The sequence below is a fragment of the Agrobacterium tumefaciens genome (assembly GCF_009649785.1).
GTDB classification, from domain to species: domain Bacteria; phylum Pseudomonadota; class Alphaproteobacteria; order Rhizobiales; family Rhizobiaceae; genus Agrobacterium; species Agrobacterium tumefaciens.
Genome location: NZ_WJOK01000001.1, coordinates 362,257 through 385,597 on the forward strand (window position 1 = coordinate 362,257; position 23,341 = coordinate 385,597).

The following is a 23,341-nucleotide window of genomic DNA, read 5'->3' on the forward strand; positions in this document are numbered from 1 at the left end:
CAGTTGTGAGGTTCTTAAATTGGATATTTATCAATTAATATTGTTGAAGGTAGACATTCAACACAATTTCCACGGGTATTGTGAGGTGTTACTGATAAAGTAAGGCTGTTTTCCGTCGGTATGCTGTGCTGGTTGACGGTTTATCACCTTTGTTGCACATCGCAATGCCCCGTTTCTGCTGGCAAAATGGCTCCAGCCGGCCACGCCGATGGCGTGAAAGCCCAGTCTTTCCCAAATTTTCCTGTTCTCTCGGTCGAAACCGTCGAGCGTTTCCGCATCACCGAAATGGGGAACCCAGACGAATGGCTTCTCTTGGTCGGAGCGCACGATATTTTCAACAAGCACGTTGTTATAAAGCCGAGGCAGGCATTTGTTGGTGTCGATGGTGGGTAAAACCGGAATGGGATTTCGCAGGATTGCGAAGCCCTGCTGTGCCAGCAATAGAACGGAGGCATCCAGTTTACGTTTCAAATCCATCGCATTACGGGCGTTGCATTCATGGGCCACCGGATCGGCAACCAGCAATAGCGGGTGGCCATCGCGTCTTAGACCTGTGACCGAAACGAACTGGTCGACGTGGAAACCGCATTGGTGGATTTTTCCGAAGGTGATCGCCGGAGGCGACGTGTTTGCCGAGGTAAGAGCGATTGAGGCCGAGGCATTGCCGAGGTCTTCCGGCCGATATCCGAAACTGCCCAGGGTTCTGTAGTCGAGTGCCTGAACCCGCTGCCATTGTTGCGGCCGTTCGGTTGCCGCATTGTTTGCCATACCCCTGTCGTCCTGCAGGCTGGAATGGCCCACCAATCGAAAGTCCGGCCCGACCAGCTGGTTACCGCCCGGCAAAGTGACATGCGAAGCGTTGGCGGCAAGCCCGAGACGATTGGCGAGCTCGCCAGTGACGGCGCTTTCCGATGCACAAAGCAGTTCGGTTGCGATTCCATCAGCAGTCCGAACGTGGAACACGTCCTGTATCCACGGGTGCGAAACGCTGCTGGTTGCATCGAGCGGTAACAGTTCTGCGGTGCAGGTGGCTGCCAGCCTGCTGAGCCAGCTTTCAGCGGAGGCGAGACAGGGGCCATCGATAAGAACAAGGGCCGTGACGTCGGAAGGCAGAGCCGAAAGCAGGTTTCCGATCGGGATGAGCGGAGAGACGCCCCCTTCAGCCCTGTCACCCGCAAAAAACGCGGCGGGCAAGGCAAGCGCGATTGTCCGGATCAGTCCTCCGCAGTCGGGCAGCAGAGACGGGTGCGGGGCAGCGGTCAAGACGCTTTTTCTCCCGCCGTCTGCCGCGTGGCCAATTGCTGGAAAAATACCGTGTTCTGTAATTTCCACGATTGCGGCGGCGGGGATGGCAATTCTCCGCTGCCAAGCAGGCCTAAAAGCCGGGCCGCATCGTTGCGTTTGGCGGAAACCGCGTTTCCGGCCAGAAAATTTGCGGTCTCGAGGTTGAGGTTTGCCTCAGTTGCCATTGCACGCCATGTCCTGCGGTTAAAATGCAGCTTGCGGGCGGCGTTCAGCAAGGCGTCGTGTTCCTCTGGGGCGATAGCGGCGCGACACGCTTCGAGCGTCGCTTCGGCATCGACAAGCGCGATTGTAAGCGGGCGGTAGTCGAGTTCGCCGGGCGCGTGGCTGACTGCCACATCGGCGTCGGAAAAACGCAGCCCGTCCCGATAGGCTTCAAAGATTTCGCCGATGCCGATCATGCCGAAGGCCGCGCATTCCGCCGCTCTTAGCGCGCCCATGCTGGCGGCACCGAGAACAGTGACGCCGCCTGACAGCGCGAACAGGATTTCCTTGTGCCACACGGCGGCGCAGTCACCGTAGAGGCCGTCGATCAGCCCGATTGTCCGGGCACCCTGCTTTACCGCGTCGAAAATGTCGCCGCAGGCAGCCGGGCCACGAAGATCGAGGCCGGAAATCTGCGCGGGTGCGATGCCGTGGATGGACGGGCCTGCAAAAACCACCGGCTTCATCAAAGGCCTCCGAGGTTCAGGAACCGGTCGAGCGTGCGCTGGGATATACGTTGAAGGCCACCACCGGCAGGGGTGAGGCCGCTTGCCAGAACCCGGACGACATGCAGACCGGATACGCCCGTTTCCAGCGCAAAGACATAGATGTCGTCGATCCCGGCGGCGAAAAGATGCTCTGCAAGCTGACGCCACGGCGGTAGAGCCGGATCGCTATTCGCAAAATCGAGACTGGCCGGGATCCGGTCCATTGGCCACACCTCGGATGCCGCCGGTCCCGCCGCAAACATATCCCGCTGGTAGCGCAAAGGAGAGAGATCGTCCCTCGCGCCGCTGATGTCAGTCAGTCGCGACTGGATCGCCTCCAGCAGCGCGGCAATTGCCGCGTCATAGGTGCCAAACCGGCACGCTGCGCCGGCAGCGCTGCGGGTGGCAAGTCCGTCCTGCGCGTGGATTGACCGTGGCAGGCTCGCCATGACTACAGGCACGCCGAGCGTATTGGTGAGATCAAAGAAGCGGGGCGGCAGTCCGATATGTGAAAGGTGTTGAACAAGAGCATCGAAGGATGTGTCGACACCCATCGGCAACACGACCGGTTCCGGCGCGATATTGCGGGTTTCGAAGGTATCGACGAGAAAGCAGGCGTCGTTTTCGATGAGTTCGAGCAAGGCGTGCAGAACCGCGTGGTCATGGTCGAAACCCGCCGCAAGACCTTGCGAACTCATGAGAAAGGCCTGCCGGTCCCAGGGGAAATCCGCGCGAAAATCCATGCCCACCAGCTCATAGGGGGCAAAAACCTCCAGCTGCTGGCGTATGGATGTTCCCTTCACCCAGGCGCGTTCGTTTCGCAGATCAAGAGTGTCCGGGTCGACCCGGCCGATCGTTTCGAAAGGAACGAGAGGGGCGCCCTTGTCCCGCATCTCACGAATGGAGCCGAAAGTGGTGATATGTTTGCGGGTGTCTTCGGCGACGGCACCTTCGATCGCTTCCATGATCGCGGAAAGCCGTGCCTGCTCCGCGACAAGCCCCTTGCCCTGGGAGACCGACAGTCCGCGTGAATTGGGCCGCGCCGCGAACCAGACGGGTATGCCGATAATATCGAGACCGGTCACGTCTCCGACGCGGGTAATCCCGAACCGCCGAAGCAGTTCGGGATCGAAGAACGAAGCGTCCGGATGCCCTAAAGCCGCTGTCGCTGGAATATGTGCGCCGTCAGCGGTCAAGGCTGCGGGGGCGCAATCAAGGCGCCGCGTTGGTGTCGTCGGCAAGGATGGCGTCGAACAGTTCGCCGGTGACGGAACCCGCCGGACCAACAGCCTTCAGGGCCGATTCGATCGGCGCCTGCACCATGCGGTTGAAATCCCAGCCGGCGTCGATCACTTCGCCGACAAAGGCGAAATCGGCCTCGGAAACGACAGCGCCGCCGGCGACGAGGGCTTCGATGCCCTGGATCTGGACCTGATCCAGCTCGTTTTCGGGCTGGCCGTCCTGACGAACGAGCATGGATTTTGCTGCCGCAGCAACGCGCGCGTAACCGTCCACACCGGGATGGCTGGCTTCATAGGCGGCAATCGTCTCATGCGAGACGGACGCAACCCTGAGCGGCGCCGTGCGAATGAAGAGAACGCCGAAACCCTTTTTTCCGACAATAAAGAAGTGCGAGGACATAATAACTCCTATTTGATCCCAGCTAATCGAAGTGCGTTATAGAATTTTTCATTCGCTACCGGGTCTCGGTCTGGGGACAGGCTGCTGATTTCCCTCGCCGTCATACCCGGATAGTTTTCCTGAAGCCTGCTGCCGGTTTCCCGGGCAGCGTCCAAATCACCGTGGAGCGCGTGGCTCGCGGTCAAGACGCGCAATGCCGGCTCGTCATTTTCCATGCGCGCGCACAGTTCTACTGCCGCGCCGTAATCCTCACGCTTGAACGCGATGCTGGCGCCCGCCCACCAGTAGATGTCGGGTGCGAGCGGATTGAGGTCGATGGCTTGCTGAAACTTTTCCCATGCGGTTTCGGCATCGCCGAAATGGGCGAGCGCATCGGCATGCTGGAGCAAAAGGTCGGCGGAGTTGGGCGCAAGCGCCTCCGCTTCGAAGAACCTTTCGGCGGATATGTCGAAATCCCGCTGGTAGAGCGCCACGACGGCGCACATCCAGTGGCCGACGCCAAGAGCGGGATCGATTTCGACGGAGGCGTCTGCCTCCGCCTTGGCGCGGTGCAGCAGGTGGGGGTCGTTGCCGCCCAGCATCAGCCATTCCAGCTGCAGGCTCTGCGCCACGCGGGCGCGGGCAACCGCCATGCTGTTATCCAGATCGACCGCCTTGCGGAACATCGAGCGTGCTCTTCGAAGAAGCGGCAGGTCGCACTTGCCGCGCAGAAGCTGCTGGCCCTCCAGCAATTGCCGGTAGGCCTCGCCGCTGTGGTTGCGGTCTGGTTCCACCTGAAGCCGCTCGATCTCGCGGGCAAGCCCCGCGGCCACCTGTTTGGACAGCAGTCGAAAAGCGGCGTGAATATGCCGCGCGGTCAGCACAACCTCCAGCGACCAGACGATTTCTCCGGTCGCTTCCTCGATCAGCGCTACCGACATGCGGGCATCGTCGAAAACCGTGGAGACGATGCGGTAATCCGCCCGCAACATTGCATAACTGTCGTCGGTCCGGTCGTGTGTCGCTACAAAGGTGCTGTGCGTCGAAAGAACGGTGAAGGTCCGGTATCGAACGAGACTATTGGCGACATCCTCGACAAAGGCACTCATCACCGGCGATACCGCAAGCCCGTCCACCCGCACCGGACGGCTGAAGGCGACGCGTGGTTTTGCCATCGGTTTTCGGCGGCTACCCTCATCCGGTTCGGCGGGGGATACTATCGTCGAGGCCAGACTTTGTATCCGCCGTCGAAGCGCCACTGTCTCGGCCTCCGGAGGTCGGTCCTCCTGGCGGAGCTGTTCCATCAGAAGCTGGAAAATTCCCTCGCAGGCGCTGGTGTTTCCCACCCGCGCATAGGCCGCCATGGCGGCGCGGTAGGTTTCCTCGCGCTCCGGCTCGATCTTCAGCGCGCATTCGGCAAGCGATGCGATGTTGTTCGAACTGGCGCGGCCGAACCGCGTCAACTCCTCCAGAAGCGGTGTATAGCTTGAAAAGAACAGGTCCTTGAGACGGCGTCGCTCAGACAGCAGCCAGAGATAAAGGTGGTCCTGCCCAGCCTCCAGCCCCTCCAGCAGATCGCCGCCGAATTCGAGCAGGGCTTGCAGCCTCTGCATCGGGTCTTCTGCTCTCGCGCCGGCAAGAAAGATCGCAAGGTCGGTCCGCTGCGCCAGCTTTCCGGCCTTCAGGTCGTTCCCTTCTGTCAGAAGGATGGCATCGTCATCGCTCGACAGCTTCTGGAGGCGCAGGATCAGCTGCCGCAAATTGCCCAGTGCCCTTTTTTGCTCGACGTTTTCCCATAACAGCGATGCGGCCTGCTGGCGGGAAAGGGACTGATTGGGAGCAAGGATCAGGGCGGCAGTGAGGGCAAAGCCCTTGGACGGGAAAAACGCTTGCCGCACCGCATCGCAGCGCGGGGTGCCAAAAAGCCGGATCGGTATCAGTTCAGCGTTCCCAGCCAATTTCGTTCCCTCATGAATCACCATCTAACAATGTGTCCGGGAAATTGAAAGTCATCATTGGCGTTCCATTTGACGCTGGTGTGACGCCGCTTGCCTATTGTCGTGAATAGAGGCGCGGGCGACGGGCGGAAAACAGCAATCATGCATCAGGCAGGCATCGGGAATTTTCGAAATTGATAGCGTTTAACGGAAGCTACATGGCGTTCGAGCCGCGTACTGAACCTTACCAGCGTGCCGACGACGTCGGTTATGCGGTGTGTGAGTTCATGTGGTTCAAAGGGCGCCCGTTCTATCCGGTCTCGGCGCTGGCCCATGCGAAGGTTGCCCATGCCAGACTGTCGGCATGCGACGACGAAGATGAGGACAATCTCGATATTATTTTCCGCATGCCATTTGCAGCCGGCGGGCATTTTTTCGAGATCGTGCTGCGCTCCAACGAAGGCACTTCTTACGGTGGCTGGCTGTGGGGAGAAGAGCTGGAAATACTGAACGAGGTCGTCAACGGCTATCGCGTTCTGGCGGGGAAGTTCGAAGACAGGCGGATCCGGTTTGAATATTCCAAGCGGTCTCATCGCTACCGGACAGCCGAACCGCTGCCGGTCGAGAAATCCGTCTTCCTGATCCAGCGAGAGGTAAGGCCTTACGCGGGAAGGCACGATTTGCCGGGAAGCCCGGCACGTTAATGGCGGGGCTGATGCCGATGCGTTTCCGGGGGAGCGCAAGAGCGTGGGGCGAGAAGGGGTTCAACTGGCGCGGCGCGTATTGCGCGCATCGCAAATATGCCCGGTAAAGCCAAGGCTTTGTCGGGAGCAGCAGGTGAATTTTTTTATTTTTATTGTGTGGAAGATTTGTGATGCCCAATGGAGGTAACATGCGTAACAGGCGGGTGTCATCACAGCTATTAGCGGTGAGTTGCGCCTCGGGTGACGACGTGCTTTCCCTTGACGGGAGCGCCAACGACGACCCGCGTCCATCAGTTGCGAACGACAGGCTTTATGTCGTGGGCGAGCCGGTTTCCAGGAAGGTGCTGAGATCTCGCCCGCCGGAGAACCGGGTTGAGGAAGAGGCTTTTCGCGTGGCGGAAATCAGCAATACCGTCATCGATGTCGATATCAGGCTTGCAAAATGGGCCTGGGCCGTGCTGGTGATCGGGCATTGCTGGCTGATCTATTTCATGGTGACCAATCTCGGCTGAGGCCTCCCCCGGGACATGCGCTCCGGCCTTTAACGCACTTCTCCGACGCCGTGCAGGATCATCGCCGCCGCACCGAAGGCCACGGGGTCTGTCGCAACCACATCCGGCAGCTGGATTTTCGGCTGTATCACCTTTGCGCCGTCGAACGGGTCCGAGCGTTCGTAATCCAGCCATTCCGCCAGCCGCTGTCGTACGATCCTTGGTAAGGTGCCGCCGACAAAGATTGCCGTGGGCGCCAGAACGGCGCTGACAGCGAAGGCGAGGCGCGCAACCTCCGGTCCCGCCCGTTCCAGCCACGCCTCAAACACGGCGGAGTTGCGCAAGAGGTAATCCGTCCAGACCTCGGGTGCGCGCCCCGAGGGTTTTTCTCCCACATGCTCCACGCACCATGCCGCCAGGTCTTCGAAGGAGGGCCGCGAAGTGCTGCGGCCGCGCAAGGCGCCGATCTCGCCGGCATTGCCGAGATAACCGCGATAAAGCTCATTTTTGATAATGATGCCGCCGCCGATCCCCTCGGACAGATAGAGATAAGCGAAATTTTCGTGTCCGTCCGCATTGCCAAGCGTCAGTTCACCCATGGCTGCGGCATTGGCATCATTTTCTATGATCACCGGACAACGCAGCGCCTCGCGCAGCATGGCGGAAAGGTCAGACCCGGCCCAGGAAATAACCTCTTCGGCAAGATCGAGCGACATGGCTTCCTTGCGAAAGCGGGTCGGCATTGCAATGGCCGCGCCGATCAGTTGGCTCCTGTTGATCGCATTTTTCGTCAGTAGTTCTTCGGATCCGTCCTGAAGCGCCCGTTGGACATCGGAAAACGCGTCATAGGAGCCGCGCATCTGCAATTCTCCAACGATCTCTCCGCCAAAATTCAACAGCGTCAACATCACCGAATAACGGTTGGCGTGCGCACCAAGGGCGTAACCGACAGTTTTTTTGAGCGTGAGGTCGATATGGGGTGCGCCACGGCCTTCCTGCCGGCGTGCACCTTCCTCGATGATACCGCGTTCAAGCAGATTGCGCGTCATCATGCTCACGGCAGCCGGCGTTATGCTGCAATAGTCGGCAAGCTCGACCCGCGAGGCCGAACCCTTGCGCCTGATATATCCCAGAAGCGCACCCTGTGTTGCGCCAATGCCTGCCAACCTGCCCTGCCGTCTCTCAGTCAAAGTTTCACTCTCCCGCGCTTTACCTGGGGAAATGTCATGAAGCTGTTAATTAAGCAACTTAATTAAATAATCAGTTTCAACGGGAATGGATCACATGTTCAAGTCTCTCACCCTGATGGCCACGGTTGCCCTCGGCGCGCTTTTGCCGGCTGTCGCCTTTGCCGAAGACATCAACATCAAGCTCTGGACGCTAGCCGACAAGAATGCGCCCGGTCGCGTCACCAACATCGAAGCTGCCGCCGGCATCATGAACGCGCAGTTCAAGGCAGCAGGCGTCGACAAACGCGTCGTCATCGACATCAACAACAGCGCCGTGCAGGGCTGGGACTCCTTCGCGCTCGATACGCTGAAGGCGTTTTCGGTGGGGCAGGGGCCGGATATCTACATCCTGCCGCATGAATGGATCGGCCAGTTCGCGCAGGACGGCTATGCCATGCCGATGGAAGACAAGATCGCCACTGCTCCCTGGGTCTATGGCGATATCCTGCCGGTTCTGTGGAATTCGGCCAAGGCGACGGACGGAAAGATTTACGGCATTCCGCAGGACGCGGAAATCCGCATGTTCTTCTACAACAAGGACATGCTGCGCAAGATCGGCAAGGACGAAGCCTTCATCGAAGGCCTTCCGGCCAAGGTCGACGCCGGCGAATTCACGCTCGACGATCTGACGACCCTGTCGAAGGAAGTGGTAGACGGCAAGGCCGCACAATACGGCATGCTGCACCGCCCGAATGTCGGTATCGACTATCTGATGGTGTTCCAGTCCTATGGCGTGAAGTTCATGGACGAAAAGACCGGCAAGCTGATGTTCCCCAAGGCCGAAATGGCCAAGGCGCTCGGCTGGTATGAGCGCAATGCCAAGGAAGGCGTGACGCCCGTCGACAATACCGCCATGAGCTGGGAGGCGATCCAGACGGCCTTCAAGCAGGAAAAGGCCTTCATCTTCCATCAGGGTGTCTGGGCGGTTGCCTGGCAGGTGGGTGACAAGAACGGCGCGACCTGGCCGACAGACGGCAAGGGATACTTCAACAAGATCGGCTGGATTTCCGCTCCGGCAGCCGAAAAAGGCGGCAAGCCGGCCAACCTGTCGCACCCGCTGCTCTACACCCTCAATCCGAAGAGTGCCAATGCCGATATCGCCGCCGATCTCGTGGCGCTTGCGACATTGCCCTATTTCAACAACGAACACGCGGTGACATCCTATCATACGGCCATCAGCAACGCCCAGACGGCCATGCCGAAATACCGCGATAACTGGGTACTCTCCGCTGCTTCGCCGATGATGAAATACGCGCAGTTTGTGCCCAACCACACCAAGTTCGGCAGCTACAACAAGGTGCTGTTCAGCGGTCTGCAAGCGGTTGAGACCGGCAAGATGACGGCCGCGCAGGCGGTCGATTTCATCGCCGACGAGCTTGAGCTGCAATTTGGCGCAGAGATCGAAATCCGCGACGCCGCAAGCAACTGAGTTTGCCCGAAACCATGCCGCCCGGTTCTGCCGGGCGGCTTTTCCGCGTTCCCACCGGTATATCGTAATGTCTCAATTTCAGCTTCGGGCGCGTCGCCCGGCCCGGCCGATCTTTTATCTGGCTCCGGCTCTCGCCTTGCTTGGCCTGTTCTTTCTTGCCCCGATCGTCGTCAATCTGGTGATCGCCTTTACCGATATGGGCGCAAACCTGAGGGTGGGCAAATTCACGGTCGAGAATTTCCAGCGCATGTTTCAGCGCGACGTGCGCCTGCCGATGGTGTTGCTGACGACGCTGATCTATGTCGGCGCAACGCTGTTCATCTTCAATATCGGGCTTGGCGCGCTTCTGGCCGTAACGACCACGGCGATACCGGACCGGCTAGGCAACTTTTTTCGCGGCCTCTGGCTGCTGCCGCGCATGAGCCCCGCCGTGCTTTACGGCGTGCTGTGGATATGGATCGCCGATCCGACGTCTTCCGGCCTGCTCAACCAGTTTCTTGGCGCGCTCGGCGCACCCGCTCTCAACCTGCGCAACGACTTTCCGCTGTTTCTGGTGGTGGTGGCGAACGGTGTCGTCGGCGCGTCTTTCGCCATGGTCATCCTCACATCGGCCATCCGCTCCATACCGTCGCATCTGGCCAATGCCGCGCGCGTCGATGGCGCCAGCGAATGGGGTGTGCTTCGCCATGTCGTCGCACCCGCGCTCTCGGCACCGATCCGTTTCATCACGCTCTATCAGGCGCTCTCACTGATGACGACCTATGAATATATCCTGCTCATCACCGGCGGTGGGCCTGTCTACGATTCCACGACCTATCCGCTTTATATCTACCGGCGCGCCTTCGAAAACGGCGCCTATGCCTATGGTGCTGCACTTGCGCTTGGCCTGATGGCGATAGGCGTTGCCATCACCCTCATTCAATGGCGCATCAGCAATATGCGCTCGACTTTTGCTCCCGCCAAAATCGAGGTGCTGTGATGACGCTCGCCCACACCCACTCGCATGCCCACAGCAGGTGTGCCCTTGATCTGAAGCCGGACTGGACGCGTCTTGAAAGGCGCAGCCTTGCCCATCGCGCCGGTTTCGTTCCCGTCATTCTTGTGTTCCTGACGGTGGTTTCGGTGCCGGTTCTCCTGCCCTACCTGTGGCTGCTGGTGAAGTCGCTTACGACTTCCGACGACAATCTCAGCCGACTTGTGCTGTGGCGCAGCGGCGCAATCGCCGCTTTTGCCTATGGCGGGGCGATAGCAGTTGCGCTTCTTTCCGCGCGCCTGCGCAATCCCGCGCTGCTATGGCTGGCATTTGGTGCCGTGGTCGCGGCGCTCGTCTTCGCGCTGGTGCTGCCGCATCTGACTATCGACAACTACAGTTTCCTCTGGAGCCGCGATATCGAGAAAACCGGCACCACGCGCATGGCGCTGATGCCGTCCGTCTGGACCGCCATGCGCAGTTCACTGCTGTTTGCCGCTTCCCAGACGCTGATCGTCGCGCTGGTCGCCACGCCGGCCGCCTATGCGCTGTCGCGCTTCACCTTCGCCGGGCGTGAAAACGTGCTGCGCGGGCTTTTGCTGCTGCATGCCTTTCCGGCGCTCGCGCTCACCGTCGCGATCTTCGTGCAACTGCATTACATGGGCCTGCTCAACAATCTCTTCGGCGTCGTGCTGGTCATGAGTGCGCTTGAGCTGCCGTTTGCAATTTTTGTTCTCAAGGGCTTTTTCGATAACGTTCCCTGGGACATCGAAATGAGCGCCGTCACCGATGGCGCGACCCGCTTCCAAGCCTTTCGCATGGTGGTTCTGCCGCAGGTAAGAAGCGGGCTGATCGCGGTTGCCACCTTCACCTTTCTGCGTGGCTGGGAAGAATATGTCTTCGTCCAGACCCTGCTCATCGAAAAAAGCCAGATGACGATGAGCCTCTATCTCTTCTTCGTGGCACAGGACAGCGCCGGCGTGAACTACGGCATGATCGCTGCCGTAGGCATCATCTATCTGTTGCCTGTGCTGATCATTTACATCTTCACGCAGAAATACATCACCCAGATGAGTTTCGGCGGGATCAAAGGATAATCGCCATGGCCAGGATCACCCTCGACAATGTCACCAAAAGCTGGGGCGACACCCGCGTTCTGCAACCGATGACCCTCTCCATCGAAGACGGCGAATTCGTCGCCGTTCTCGGGCCGTCCGGATGCGGAAAGTCGACCACGCTTTTCCTGCTCGCCGGGCTCTACGCGCCGACCGCGGGTCAGATTTCTTTCGACGGCCACAACGTCAATCGCATCGATGCGCGCGACCGCAATGTCGGCATCGTCTTCCAGTCTTATGCACTTTATCCCAACCTGACAGTGCGGCAGAACATCGCCTTTCCGTTGCGTTTCAAGAATGTTCCGCGTGAGGAGGCAGCGCGACGGGTGGAGGAGGCGGCAAGCCTCGTGCAGATCAGCGCGTTGCTCGACCGACGGCCCTCGCAGCTTTCCGGCGGCCAGCAGCAGCGTGTGGCGCTTGCCCGCGCGCTGGTCAAGGAACCGAACATCCTGCTACTGGACGAGCCGCTTTCCAATCTCGATGCGACCCTGCGCATCACCATGCGCGCCGAGCTGAAAAGCCTGCAGAAGCGCCTGAAGATCACCACGCTGATCGTCACCCATGACCAGATCGAGGCGATCACCATGGCGGACAGGATCATTTGCATGAACAACGGCGCCATTGCCCAGATCGGCACGCCCGATGATCTTTATCGCAGGCCCGACAATCTGTTCGTGGCCGGTTTCATCGGCACGCCGCCAATGAATCTCTTGAAAGGATGGGCGCAGGGCGGGCAGTTGCAGATTGGCGATGCCCTGCTCGACCTCAATGCCCGCTGTGACGGCGAAGTCACCTTTGGCCTGCGCCCGGAAGATATCGCCCTCGTCACATCGTCCGAGGCGCGGCTTGAGGGGCAGGTTACCACCGTCGAGCCCATGGGGCGCGAGGTATTCTACACGATCGATACGCCCGCAGGCATGATCCACGCGCTCGAATATGGCGAGACGATACGCCACGCGCCGGGAGATCGTGTCGGGATCAGCTGCAAATCGGCGCTGACGCTCGTGTTCGATGCCGCCGGTAACCGCATCGCCGGGCTGCATGCCGATCTTTCCCACCATTCGACTATTCCGGCGCGTGAACCGGAAGCCGTAAACTGACAGGAATTTCCATGCCTAAAATCGTCTCCCATCGCGGCGCCAACCATTTTGCGCCCGAAAACACCTTTGCCGCCGCCGACCTCGCCTTACAGCAGGGAGCGGATTACATCGAGCTCGACGTGCGCGAGAGCGCGGACGGCGTGCTTTATGTCTTTCACGACGAAACGCTGGATCGTACCACCAATGGCACGGGTCCCATCGGCCACATGCTGTCGAGCGAGATCGATGCATTGGACGCCGGCAGCTGGTTCGGCGAAAACTTCAAGGGTGCGGCTGTACCGCGGCTCGATGCCTATCTCAGCCATTTGCGCGGCCGCTGCGGCGTCTATGTCGAGCTGAAATATTGCGATCCCGTCAAGGTGGCGGCACTGGTACGGAGCCTCGGCATGGTGCGCGACACCTTCTTTTTCTCTTTCTCCGAAGAAATGCGCCGGGGCCTGGCCGCCGCCGCGCCGGAATTCCGCAAGATGATGACGCTCGATATCGCCAAGTCGCCTTCGCTGGCTGCGGCTGTTCACCATGCCTCGATCATCGAGATCACACCTGCGCAGATGCGCAAGCCCGGCCTTGTCGCGGCATGCCGCAAGGCGGGTCTGGAAATCATGGTTTATTATGGCGGCGATGATGCCAACCTTCATAATGAGATCGCATTGGCCGGGGTAGACTACGTCAATATCGACCGCCCGGACCTGTTCGATACGGCGCGCCGCGCCGTACGGCAGCCTGAACTCGCATGACCTTCCTTACCCCTGGAGATGATGACATGAGCAATCTTATTGGAACCGGCTTCAACGCCAGCTCGGACGACGGTGAACTGGCCACACTCGAAAGCGATCTTCGTGCGCTTGCCGAAATTGGCTGCGACACCGTTGAAATCGCCGCAACGAGCCTTGATCTGATCGCAGGCGGTCGCATCATCGAGGAGCGCGCTCAACGGTTCGTGGCGCTCGCCAAAGAATTCGACTTCCGTTACACGGTGCACGGTCTTGTTTCGTCCAATTTCATGGACCCGGTAACGTGCCGCTACCAGATAGATGCAGCCAAGGCGCTGGCCGTCCTGTGCGATCGCATCGGCGCGGGCATCCTCGTTCAGCATGGTGGTGCCCTGCGTGCCGACCAGATCGCCGAGCGGGCCGATGCCGACAGCCGCGAGCGGGAAGCGCTTTTCGAGCTGGCGGAATTCTGCAAGCGCTATGGCGTGCGGGTCGCGCTTGAGAATATCTTCTCCACCGAACCCGGCCAATATCGTCAGACGCCTGCCGAGGTGGCCCAGACAGTTAAGGCCATCGGCCATGATAACGTCGTGGCGCTGATCGACTTTAGCCACGCCTATCTCGAATCCACCTATCGCGGGCTCGATTTCCGCGAGCAGCTTCGCGCCATGGCGCCGGTCGCCGGCCATCTGCATGTGCACGATTCCTTCGGCCGGCCGCAGGGCTTCTATCAGCCGTATTTCGACCAGGAAAATACCGCTCTCGGCATCGGCGATCTGCATATGCCGCTCGGCTGGGGAGATATCGACTGGCAGGGCATTTTCTCGGAGCTGACCTTCCTGCCGGATACTGTGCTGATGATGGAAATCGGCCGCCGCTACCGGGCCGAACAGCCCGCGAGCCTTGAAACGGCGCGTCATCTCATGTCGCTCTACACTGAGCGGATGCAGATCGCGGCTGAATGACTGAACTGAACAAGGCCCAGCCGACAGGCTGAGGTCTGAAGCGCCGGCAGTTCTGAACGCAACTGCCGGCGTTTTTCGTTACGCGGCCCAGTCGGAAAGCGAATAGGCTTTGATGTAATCGATCATCATTTGCGAACCGTCGCTGAAATCAACCGCCGACGGCGTTCCTGCCATGCCGCCGACAGCAAGATTGACGACCATATACATGGGATCGTGCATATCATCAGGCGTATCCGTCTGCGCCACGGCGACGTCGTCGAAATACCAGGTAATATGCTCCGCATCCCACAACACGCCATATGTGTGGAAACCTTCCGTGCTCGGCACGCTGACATTGTTTATGACTGATGTCTGTTCTCCCGTTGCATTGGAGTGGGTGGACATGATCAGCGTATTGGGGTTTTGCCCACGCATCTCCACGACATCGAGTTCCGGTGGCCAGGAGCCGTCCTCAGGCAAAAGCCAGAAGGCCGGCCAAGCGCCCCGGTCGGTCGGCATGTCGGCGCGCATTTCGAAATAACCATAGGTCTGGCTGAACGACGAATAGGTGTTCAGCATACCCGAGGTATAATCATAGCCCTCAACCTCGTTGGCGATCGATTGCGGGGTTTCCGCGGCGGTGATAGTCAGGACACCGTTGTTTATGCTGAAGGGATTTACCTCTGATGTGCCGGCATAAGCGGGGTTGATGTACCATTGCGCCTCGCCATTCGTCGTCAGCGAGCTTCCCTTTTCCGGTGCCCACCAATATTTGGCATCCCAAGTCCCCTGATCGCCGCTGCGAAGTGAAAGTGCATCGAATTCGTCGGCAAAGGTCTGGGTGAGGGATGATCGGTCGAGGCTGAGCTCGAACTGGTCGGCCTGAAGATCGTCGATGGTCGTTCCGGCAAGAACGACGGCCTCGCCGTTGGCGAAGTTCAGCCAGAGATTATCGCCCTGTTGGGTGGCATTGCTGACGAGCTGCTCGAAGGACGTGATGCCGTAACCGTTAAGCCGGATCGTGTCGTTGGCGCTGAAATCCATGATGAGATCGGTGCCGTTGCCGCTCGTAAAAACGAATGTATCCGCACCGCCACCGCCGATCAGCACGTCGTTACCGCCCCCGCCATCAATGGTCTGGCTGCCCGATCCGCCGGTTATGATGTTGTCCAGCTCATTTCCGAAGGCATAACGACCATCTCCGGTTACCCGCAGGTTTTCGAAATTGTCGGGCAAGGTATAACTCATCCAGGTGTCGATGGTGTCGATACCCTCCCCGGCATTTTCGACGGCGCGGTTAATGCTGGAATAGAGGTAATAAATATCGTCGCCCGTGCCGCCCGCCATTGTCACATTGACGGAACTGTCGCCCCACATGGAATCATTGCCGGCAGTGCCTGTCAGCAGCGGTCCGGAACCCGTGGCGGAAAAAAATCCGGTGGAATTGTCGCTGTAGTAGAGTGTGTCTCCAAGCGCATTCAATACTGTCCGGGCCATTGACCGTCTCCTGTCCGTTAGCGTTGGCTTTCTCACTCCTCTTGGGCAATACCCTAACAGGGCGAAAAGCCTCCTGTTAGAGCCAGAAATGAGGGGTACATGGGCGGTTTGTGTGGTGCACGCTATTGCAGCATTGCGATGGGCGGTGGCAGGATTGGACGGCAAGGGAGATGCTCAAAGCGGCATCTCACGGGAATGGAGTGCCAGAATTGAGTGTAGCCTTTACCAAGGAAGATAGTGCCGAAACCGCAGCCGAAACGGTTCTGCCGGACCGGGTGATTTCGCCTCATCCCAATCTGGTGACGGAAGCTGGGCTGAAAGCGCTGGAGCAGCAGCTGCAATTGGCGCGCGAAGCCTGCGAAACGGCCAATGCCGTCGAAGACGTCAATGAAAGACGTCGGCTTTCGGCCAATCCTCTGCGGGACATTCGGTATTTCGCGGAGCGCGTTCGCACCGCCCAGCTGATGCCGAGCCCTCCTGCTGATGGCACCGTTGCCTTCGGCAGCGTGGTAACATTCAGCCGTGATGACGGGAGGACGCAACGGTTCCGGATCGTAGGCGAGGATGAAGCCGATCCGGCCACTGGATCGATGTCTTATGTCTCCCCGGTCGCAGGAGTGTTGATGGGAAAATCTGCCGGTGATGTTGTCAGCCTGGGTGACAAAGAGATTGAAATCATCGAAGTGACCTAAAGCGCCCACTTGAAAACGGAACAAACTTTGGCAGCAAGGATGTGCGGTTTGGAGCGAGAGAACCTCACCGTAATTTACGCCGGTCGTGCCGTCGCCAAAGCGTCCTCTTCTGCCATTCCAGCCATCCGCATCATCGTATTTTTCAGAAAGAACCTGAAATCCAGATCAATGAAAGTATAGGCGAGTACGAGCCCCATATAGGCCATGAAAACGGGATTGAAATTCAGCTCTTCAAATTGATAGACGATAACGATTGCGATCGCCGAATAGGCGAAGAAACCGACTTTTCGTTTCCGGAGGATCGCGTAAACAAGCGCAAAGGCGCTGAGAAGGCCAAATCCTATGCCGGACGCATAGGCCGTGGCGAGAAAGCCACTATGCGGTGTTCCGATTCTCGATATTCGCGACAGTTCTTCATATCGAGCGGTAAAACCGATGCCGAAAGGATGATGGAGCATAACCTGAAAGCCGCCAGTGAGCGTATCCCAGCGCTCCTGCGCATTGTTGCTGCTGTTGCTGTCCTCGAGAAACCGTTTTGAAAATATCTGTTCCGCAAAATCGAAAGCACCCAATGGCAAAACCGCTGCGATGACAAGGGCGGACAAGGCAAAACCAAAATAGGTGCTGAGCAGCATTTTGATGGAAAAATTTCTGATGTAGAAATAGACCCCGATCGCAAGAACGGCAAATACTCCGGACCGGTTGAGAGTAAGTGTGAAGCTCGCGAGATAGACCAGCAGAAATACGGCAAACAGCGCGGGACGTTTTTGCCTTTCGGCAAGATAGGCGACTGCCGCACCCGCCAACGCAAAGGCAGGTCCGGCTGTGTTGCCCACCGGCCAGATGCCACCCGCTTTTTCGACACGCAAAAGCAACGGGCTCAATTCGCCTTTTGCCGCAGCTGCCAGCACGGCGGTTTCATCGAACATGAAAGAGAGGCCAAGGGAGGCGAGCTGGTCGTGAATGACGATGTCCAGAAAAAGCAGGATCGTCACCGCGATGAAGCCGGCGAAGATGCCCCAGCAGAACAGCTCGAGAAGGTTCTCCTTAAACAGCATATAGGCAAAAAACAGAAAATAGACCGCGTAAAAATATGCCATCGCGGTGGTGTAAAATTCACCTTCGCCACGTTCGTCGGCAAAGACAGCCGAAAGTGCAAAAAAAATGGTTAGCGGAACGAGATAAAGCAGGATGATCGAGGGCGTCAGACAGCGAATGTAAAGCAGGGCAATAACGGGTAGCGTCATCAGGACAAGCATGTCGGTGATGTTGAGGAAGCGCAGGCCCAGATTGCTGGTCAGCACATTGCATTGAATGAAAAAGCCAATGGAAAAAACGAAGATCGCCAGAAAGAGACCGGGCACCTTTATGGTTTTTGAAGGATAAAGAGGCATCGCCAAAACGAAACCCGGCAACGGCGATTGATGCGATGCCGCCATATTTGTGCTTCTGGTCATTCCCGGCCTGTATCCTTCACTGGCGGACCTTGGTGCGGCCCTGTGGGAGAGGACGTCATCACCATGAGGCGACAGGGTGATGACGATGAATAGTGGTCTTGATGACGTTGCCGCGCAAGACAATTTTCTATGGTTTTCAGTCGCTCAGATTGCCTTTTGGCAGAGCGCCCTCAACGGCGATCACCCGCTGTATGTAAAGCGGTTCGTTGGAAACCGGCGCGCTCATGCCGAATGCCGGCATGATCCTCACATAGAAACCATATCCGCTGGGGCTGATATCAGGATCGATCGCGATGTCGTTGGCTGTCGCCCACATCCAGCCGCTATTGTCGAGGGCGTTCGCACCACCAAATTGAAGCGCGGAGCAACTGATCGTCCGGACTGCGCCGCCGCTTTTTGAAACCAGTGTGACATAGGGCGCACGCTGTCCCTCGGTATTTTTATAAAGCACTGCAAATGAAACGGTTTTGCCGATCATCGCGGCGGCCTCCGCATTGCGAAAATAACGAACCAGTGCGGCCGACTGGTTGCCATTCGCACGCAAACCGAGGCTGTGAGCGAAAGCCGGAGAAAAGGTGACTTCTGCGGCTTTTATGGCGGAACCCGACGCCGCCAGGCTCCAACCCGATGGAGCGGACCCCGTCCAATCGGTGAAATCGCCGTTGACGATAAGATTGGCGGCGGGAAGTTTTGGCCAACAAGGTGTCTGAAAGACGTTATCGGGCGCCGATCCCAGATAACAACTGAACAAGGTTCGGGCGATGAGCTGAGATCCGGCATCGTTCGGATGGACGTTGTCGCGGTAAAGCGCATGGTCCTTGCCTCTCGCTACAAATGACGCGTGTGTATCCACCAGCGTGAGGCCCGGGTGCGCTCGGGCAAGGTCAAGGATCGCATTATAGACCTTGTCGTAACCGGTGCTATCGCGCCAGGGGTTCTGGGTGGTGATGAGTTGGGGGGCACCCGGCCATTGCCATTCGATCATGCCAAGCGGTCCGAGCAGGGCGGCTCGTCCGGAGCTTAGGATACCACCCGGCGTCTCGAAACTCTGCATATTATGCCCATGATGCGTGATGCACAGGTCGGGACGCGGAATCTTCAACGCCGCCGCGCGCTGGTCCGCGAGCATGTAACCGGCCATGCCGCCGGGCAGTGCCGCAAGATAGACCGTGAGCGTTGGCCCCATGCCTGCGCGCAGCGTAACCGAATCCGCATAGGCCTTTGGCCCGGTGGGGGCGTTTGTCTGCCATTCTGCCCAGCGGTGCAGCACAACCCTTGTGTCGTGCAGATCGCCAAGCATCATGGCGAACTGCTGGAATGGTCCGGCATCGGCATAGGCGGTGCTGTCACCATTCACGAAGATCGTGGCATTCTGACCCGCAGTCAAACGCGCGCGCAAGGGTGAGAGCGCGTTCAGGGAAGGGACCATGGTGGGGATGTTTCGGGAGGTGATGCCGAGCGATACGCCGATCATGCCGGCACCTCTTCCGTTCCGGTCGTATATATGCATATGTTGCGTTTGAGCGGTGTCATCGTTCGTTCTCCTCGTCTGGCCCTAGGATAACTCCGCCGAAAGGCCGGGGGACAAAACGCAGGAAACGGGACGGCGAAAAGCAGTAAAATTATACGTCACGAATTTTTCTTCGATCTCTTTTAAAATATATAGATAGAATATTTTTCTTTTAATTTACGTATATCGGATTCTTATCCGCATAAAGGTTTGAATGTTATTTTTTCTAACCACAATCAAGCATTGTTGTTCTTATACTGAAATTGCCGGTGAAAATATCCCTGCCGTTGGCAAGTGCACTCGTCATTTTCACGGGCTGTCCATTCATGCCCGCAATTTAGGGCAATGGCAACTTGGGTGCTCTGATACTTCACAGGTGATGTCATGACATCCGCTCTATTTGTCAGTCACACAGGAGAGAAGGGTGGCGCCGAGCTTTTTCTGACGGACCTCGTCAAGGCCGGACCGCATTCCTGGCGAGCTTGTTTTCTCAGTGGCGGTGGTGCTGCTGATGATCTGGCAGCGGCCGGGAGGCCTCCGGTCATGTTATCCGCTGGCGAAAAAATGCTGTCGATCCGCCGTGACTCACCGTTTGGCGCAATGCTGCGTGGCGCGGCCGATGTTGTCGCCGTCGCTTGGCAATTGAGCCAGCAGGCGAGACATTACGACGTAATCTGCGCCAATTCGCAGAAGGCGCTGTTCGTTTGCGCGCTTGCCGCGAAACTCAGCCGCCGCCCACTTGTCTGGGTTTTGCACGATATAGTCACCGATCCCGCATTCAGCTCCGCCAATCGCCATGCCTCGCTGGCATTCGCGCGCCTTTTCGCAAGGCTCGTGGCCGTCAATTCGCAGGAAACCGGCCGGGCTTTCGTTGAAGCCGGCGGGCAGGCAGAAAAGGTCCGCATCGTTTATAACGGCTTCGACCCCGCAAAGGCTGTGGCCCACGATCCCGGCAGAGCTACGCGGTTGCGTATGGAATTGGGCCTTGGTCCTGAACCGCTTGTCGGATTGTTCGGCCGGCTGAGCGAATGGAAGGGGCAACACGTCTTTCTGGACGCGATCGCGGCGATGGATGGCGTTCAGGCCGTCATCGTTGGCGGAGCGCTATTCGGGCAGGACGCCTATGAGACGCGCATCCGCGAGCAGGCATCCCGTCTCGGTCTGGATGGTCGTGTCCGCTTCCTCGGTTTCCGGTCGGATGTACCAGAGCTGATGGCATCGATGGATGCCGTTGCCCACACCTCTGTTGTCGCCGAACCGTTCGGGCGGGTGGTGGTGGAGGCCATGATGTGCGGGCGGCCAGTTGTCGCTACACGCGGTGGTGGGGTTACCGAAATCATTAGGGACGGCGAAACGGGTCTTCTGGTGCCGCCGGGCGACGCATCGGCGCTTGCGGCAGCACTAGGCTGCATCCTGTCGCAGCCGGCTCTGGCGGAAAGGCTGGCGCAGCAGGGCCGCGAGGATGTGAGCCGGCGTTTTTCGCTGGAGGAGACCTGCCGGTCCGTTTCCGCTTTGCTGTCGGAAGCAGTGTGAGGGGCCTCTTGGCGATCAATTCGGGCAGAAAGTGCAGGCAAGCGGAAGGGTCAGGATGCGTATTCTCGTAAACATGCCGAGCCAGTATGGCGGCAAACCTTCCGGCGTCGCCCGCGTGACCTTCAGCCTGCTGGAGCGGCTGCTGGATCAGACGCGGGACGACTACATCCTGCGCTCTCCCTGGACGCGGGCACAGCTGCCCGAAAACCTGCGCGAAAGCCGCCTTCAGCTGATTGAGACGCCGCGGCCGCGTATCATGGTGTTTGATGTGCTGCGTCAGGCTATGACGTTGCCGGCACTTTGCCGCAAGCTCGGCATCGATGTGCTGTTCAACGCCGATCCCTTCGGAAGTCCCAGCGGCGGCAAACGGCGCGTCACCCTGGTTCACGATCTTTATTTCAAGACCATCCCCGAACAGATCGGCTGGCGGGCGACGTTGACGACGGATTTGATCTTTCGACTGATGATGGCTGGTTCGAACCGGATCACCTGCGTATCGGAAGCGACGCGAAAGGATCTGGCGCAGTTTTATCCATCGGCTGCTGGAAAAAGCCTGACTATCCATTCTGACAGCACCCTGAATGTCGATCTAGCGAGTTTAAACGGCCCGCCGCCAGTTGCCGCGCCCTACATACTGGCGGTCGGAAACGCGACGTCGAATAAAAACTTTTCGCTTCTGGGCAAGGCTTTTGCCGTGATTGGCAAGGTTAGGCCTGATTTGCACGTCGTGCATGTTGGCCGCGACGATGCCGAGGAAATCGGCAGCGTGCTCGATGATCCGGAGCTGAAGGCGCGACTGATCCGGCTTTCCGGCATAGACGACCATCAACTGGCAGACCTTTACCGCCACGCCGCCTGCCTTTGCGTGCCTTCCACATATGAAGGGTTCTGCCTGCCGGTGCTGGAGGCGCAGCAACTGGGGTGTCCGGTCGTCTGCTCCAACCGTTCCGCAACGCCGGAGATCGCCGGAAAGGGCGCACTCACCTTCGATCCCGCGGACTCTGACAGCCTTGTCGCGGCACTTGAGCGGCTTTTTCGGGAGCCGGATCTGGCAAGCGATCTTCGCCAGGCTGGTTATGAAAACCGCAAGCTGTATTCATGGCAGAAGGCGGCGGAAAGCTATGCGCAGATTTTCCATGAACAGACCTGACGTCTAGAAGTCATGTCCCCGGGGTGAAATCTTACGGCTCATGCCCTGATGCCGCTGCGCAGCTCCGAATAGAGAGCTTCGTATGCCCCGATTACCCGTTCGGGCGCGACGCCCTGCGAAATGCGCGCTTTGGTTTCCGGTGTTTCCGCGAGAATGGCGGGGTTGCACATCGCGTTAGTCATGCGGGCGGCAAGCTCGGCGGCGCTGCCCGGCGTGAAAAGGCGTTCCGGCCGGTCCCGACCGATCTGTTCGGCGACACCGGCGAGATTGGCGCCGAGAACCGGCACACCGCGTAGAATAGCTTCAGCGACAGTGCGCCCGAAAGCCTCTGGCCAGAGTGGTGGAACGATCAGACAATCTATACCGGCGAAGAAACTATCGGCGTCCACGTAGCCGGGAAATTCGACCGGAAGGTTGGCGGTTTTTTGCTCGTAGGCTTCGATGCCGCCCGGCGCGCGACCCGCCATGACCAGTCGCCAGCCCTTCGGCGGCAGGAGCGGCAGCGACTCGATCAGGAGATCTGCACCCTTGGGCGCCTCGATGCGGCCCAGATAGCCGAAAACAAGCGGGTCCCCAGGCGCGCGTGGAATGCGCTGTGTCTGTGAAGCTGGCGGCGCGATGGCATTCCAGATGACCGTGCGGCGGCTTTCCGGTACATGGGTGAAAAAGCCGGCCTGCACATGGCGCTCGACAATATCGTGGCCGACACCGGCGACAGCGTCGACGGCGCATTGGCAACGCCGGTGCAGGTAAGAGAAGGCGCGGCATTTTTTGCTGGTGCCGTCGCAGATGTGCCCGTCGTGAAACAGGGAGCCGTTGGTGCACATGCTGGTGAAATCGTGCAGGGAATGGACGAGCGGAATGCCGCGCTTGCGGATCATCGGCCAGATCAGCGGTGTCAGCTCCGACAGCGAATGGGTGTTGACGACATCAGGCCGGAAATCATCGATGACGCGGGCAAGCCGGCGCAGGAGACCCGGATCCAGCTGCACGGCGATCTTGTAGTATTTTCGCTTCCATCCGGGTTGCTCTTCCCAGTCCCCGATAAAAAACGGCGTGGTATGTCCGAGGCGGTAAACGGCAAAATCATCCCGCAGCTCCACGGCCTGTTGTTTGCGTGAGATCGCCGCCACCGCTACCGTGTGTCCATTCTCCGCCAGCCCGCGCGCTAGGTCTTCCACGAATATCTCCGCGCCGCCGACCCGGTCCGGAGAAAACAGCGACGTTATTTGCAATATCCGCATGCCCAAATTCTC

Annotated in this window: 21 protein-coding genes; 11 read left to right on the plus strand and 10 right to left on the minus strand. The window is 58.8% G+C overall.

Annotated features, from left to right (window positions below; all coding sequences use genetic code 11):
* Positions 1-57: 57 nt before the first annotated feature.
* Genes GH784_RS01745 through GH784_RS01765 form a run of 5 tightly spaced genes read right to left on the minus strand, consistent with a single transcriptional unit; the run spans position 58 to position 5,596 of the window.
* Positions 58-1,263 carry a hypothetical protein gene (locus GH784_RS01745; RefSeq protein ID WP_065704403.1) on the minus strand — a complete coding sequence of 402 codons (1,206 nt, stop codon included), beginning with the start codon at positions 1,261-1,263 and terminating at the stop codon, positions 58-60.
* Positions 1,260-1,973: a TfuA-like protein gene (locus tag GH784_RS01750; RefSeq protein WP_019564847.1), complete on the minus strand. Its 714-nt coding sequence runs from the start codon at positions 1,971-1,973 to the stop codon at positions 1,260-1,262. The genes GH784_RS01745 and GH784_RS01750 overlap by 4 nt, the downstream gene beginning before the upstream one ends.
* Entirely contained in the window at positions 1,973-3,169 is a 1,197-nt protein-coding gene (locus GH784_RS01755) for a YcaO-like family protein (RefSeq protein WP_323131462.1), read from the minus strand. The genes GH784_RS01750 and GH784_RS01755 overlap by 1 nt, the downstream gene beginning before the upstream one ends.
* A 37-nt stretch (positions 3,170-3,206) precedes the next feature.
* A complete protein-coding gene (locus GH784_RS01760) occupies positions 3,207-3,635 on the minus strand; it encodes a hypothetical protein (protein WP_003511290.1) in 429 nt (142 codons plus the stop codon).
* An 8-nt stretch (positions 3,636-3,643) separates the two neighbouring features.
* Positions 3,644-5,596, minus strand: a complete 1,953-nt coding sequence (locus tag GH784_RS01765; RefSeq protein WP_019564845.1) for a BTAD domain-containing putative transcriptional regulator — start codon at positions 5,594-5,596, stop codon at positions 3,644-3,646.
* A gap of 173 nt (positions 5,597-5,769) precedes the next feature.
* Here GH784_RS01765 and GH784_RS01770 point away from each other — a divergent pair, with 173 nt between their 5' ends.
* Together GH784_RS01770 and GH784_RS01775 are read left to right on the plus strand one after the other, a co-directional pair.
* Complete coding sequence (locus GH784_RS01770) at positions 5,770-6,255, plus strand: hypothetical protein (protein ID WP_065704399.1); 486 nt, start codon at positions 5,770-5,772, stop codon at positions 6,253-6,255.
* A 188-nt stretch (positions 6,256-6,443) separates the two neighbouring features.
* Entirely contained in the window at positions 6,444-6,767 is a 324-nt protein-coding gene (locus GH784_RS01775; protein ID WP_162632817.1) for a hypothetical protein, read from the plus strand.
* 29 nt (positions 6,768-6,796) lie between these two features.
* Here GH784_RS01775 and GH784_RS01780 read toward each other — a convergent pair whose 3' ends face one another.
* The gene (locus tag GH784_RS01780) at positions 6,797-7,936 is read right to left on the minus strand and encodes an ROK family transcriptional regulator (protein ID WP_065704396.1); all 1,140 of its coding nucleotides are present in this window, start codon (positions 7,934-7,936) and stop codon (positions 6,797-6,799) included.
* Between the two features lie 94 nt (positions 7,937-8,030).
* Here GH784_RS01780 and GH784_RS01785 point away from each other — a divergent pair, with 94 nt between their 5' ends.
* The 6 genes from GH784_RS01785 (at position 8,031) to GH784_RS01810 (ending at position 14,267) form a co-directional block, all read left to right on the plus strand.
* On the plus strand, positions 8,031-9,404 hold the full coding sequence (locus tag GH784_RS01785) for an ABC transporter substrate-binding protein (protein WP_065704394.1): 1,374 nt from the start codon (positions 8,031-8,033) through the stop codon (positions 9,402-9,404).
* 67 nt (positions 9,405-9,471) lie between these two features.
* Positions 9,472-10,383 carry a carbohydrate ABC transporter permease gene (locus GH784_RS01790; RefSeq protein ID WP_019564841.1) on the plus strand — a complete coding sequence of 304 codons (912 nt, stop codon included), beginning with the start codon at positions 9,472-9,474 and terminating at the stop codon, positions 10,381-10,383.
* On the plus strand, positions 10,383-11,471 hold the full coding sequence (locus tag GH784_RS01795) for a carbohydrate ABC transporter permease (RefSeq protein ID WP_065704392.1): 1,089 nt from the start codon (positions 10,383-10,385) through the stop codon (positions 11,469-11,471). The genes GH784_RS01790 and GH784_RS01795 overlap by 1 nt, the downstream gene beginning before the upstream one ends.
* A 5-nt stretch (positions 11,472-11,476) precedes the next feature.
* A complete protein-coding gene (locus GH784_RS01800; protein WP_019564839.1) occupies positions 11,477-12,589 on the plus strand; it encodes an ABC transporter ATP-binding protein in 1,113 nt (370 codons plus the stop codon).
* Between the two features lie 11 nt (positions 12,590-12,600).
* On the plus strand, positions 12,601-13,326 hold the full coding sequence (gene ugpQ / locus GH784_RS01805) for a glycerophosphodiester phosphodiesterase (protein ID WP_019564838.1): 726 nt from the start codon (positions 12,601-12,603) through the stop codon (positions 13,324-13,326).
* Between the two features lie 26 nt (positions 13,327-13,352).
* The gene (locus tag GH784_RS01810; RefSeq protein ID WP_065659654.1) at positions 13,353-14,267 is read left to right on the plus strand and encodes a TIM barrel protein; all 915 of its coding nucleotides are present in this window, start codon (positions 13,353-13,355) and stop codon (positions 14,265-14,267) included.
* A 78-nt stretch (positions 14,268-14,345) separates the two neighbouring features.
* Here GH784_RS01810 and eglC read toward each other — a convergent pair whose 3' ends face one another.
* On the minus strand, positions 14,346-15,743 hold the full coding sequence (gene eglC, locus GH784_RS01815; protein ID WP_065662496.1) for an endo-1,3-1,4-beta-glycanase EglC: 1,398 nt from the start codon (positions 15,741-15,743) through the stop codon (positions 14,346-14,348).
* Positions 15,744-15,952: 209 nt separating this feature from the next.
* Between eglC and greA the strand changes: the two genes are divergently transcribed.
* Entirely contained in the window at positions 15,953-16,435 is a 483-nt protein-coding gene (greA, locus tag GH784_RS01820) for a transcription elongation factor GreA (RefSeq protein WP_065704390.1), read from the plus strand.
* Between the two features lie 74 nt (positions 16,436-16,509).
* On the opposite strand, the gene GH784_RS27080 is transcribed toward greA, so the two are convergent.
* Both GH784_RS27080 and GH784_RS01830 read right to left on the minus strand, forming a co-directional pair.
* Positions 16,510-17,892 carry an O-antigen ligase family protein gene (locus tag GH784_RS27080; protein ID WP_065704388.1) on the minus strand — a complete coding sequence of 461 codons (1,383 nt, stop codon included), beginning with the start codon at positions 17,890-17,892 and terminating at the stop codon, positions 16,510-16,512.
* 136 nt (positions 17,893-18,028) lie between these two features.
* Positions 18,029-19,366 carry an SGNH/GDSL hydrolase family protein gene (locus tag GH784_RS01830; RefSeq protein ID WP_065704386.1) on the minus strand — a complete coding sequence of 446 codons (1,338 nt, stop codon included), beginning with the start codon at positions 19,364-19,366 and terminating at the stop codon, positions 18,029-18,031.
* 420 nt (positions 19,367-19,786) lie between these two features.
* Here GH784_RS01830 and GH784_RS01835 point away from each other — a divergent pair, with 420 nt between their 5' ends.
* Positions 19,787-20,935, plus strand: coding sequence for a glycosyltransferase family 4 protein (locus GH784_RS01835; protein WP_065704384.1), 1,149 nt, complete (start codon positions 19,787-19,789; stop codon positions 20,933-20,935).
* Between the two features lie 55 nt (positions 20,936-20,990).
* Positions 20,991-22,085, plus strand: coding sequence for a glycosyltransferase family 4 protein (locus tag GH784_RS01840; protein WP_065704382.1), 1,095 nt, complete (start codon positions 20,991-20,993; stop codon positions 22,083-22,085).
* A 38-nt stretch (positions 22,086-22,123) separates the two neighbouring features.
* Here GH784_RS01840 and GH784_RS01845 read toward each other — a convergent pair whose 3' ends face one another.
* Entirely contained in the window at positions 22,124-23,329 is a 1,206-nt protein-coding gene (locus GH784_RS01845; protein WP_065704380.1) for a glycosyltransferase family 4 protein, read from the minus strand.
* Positions 23,330-23,341: the final 12 nt, after the last annotated feature.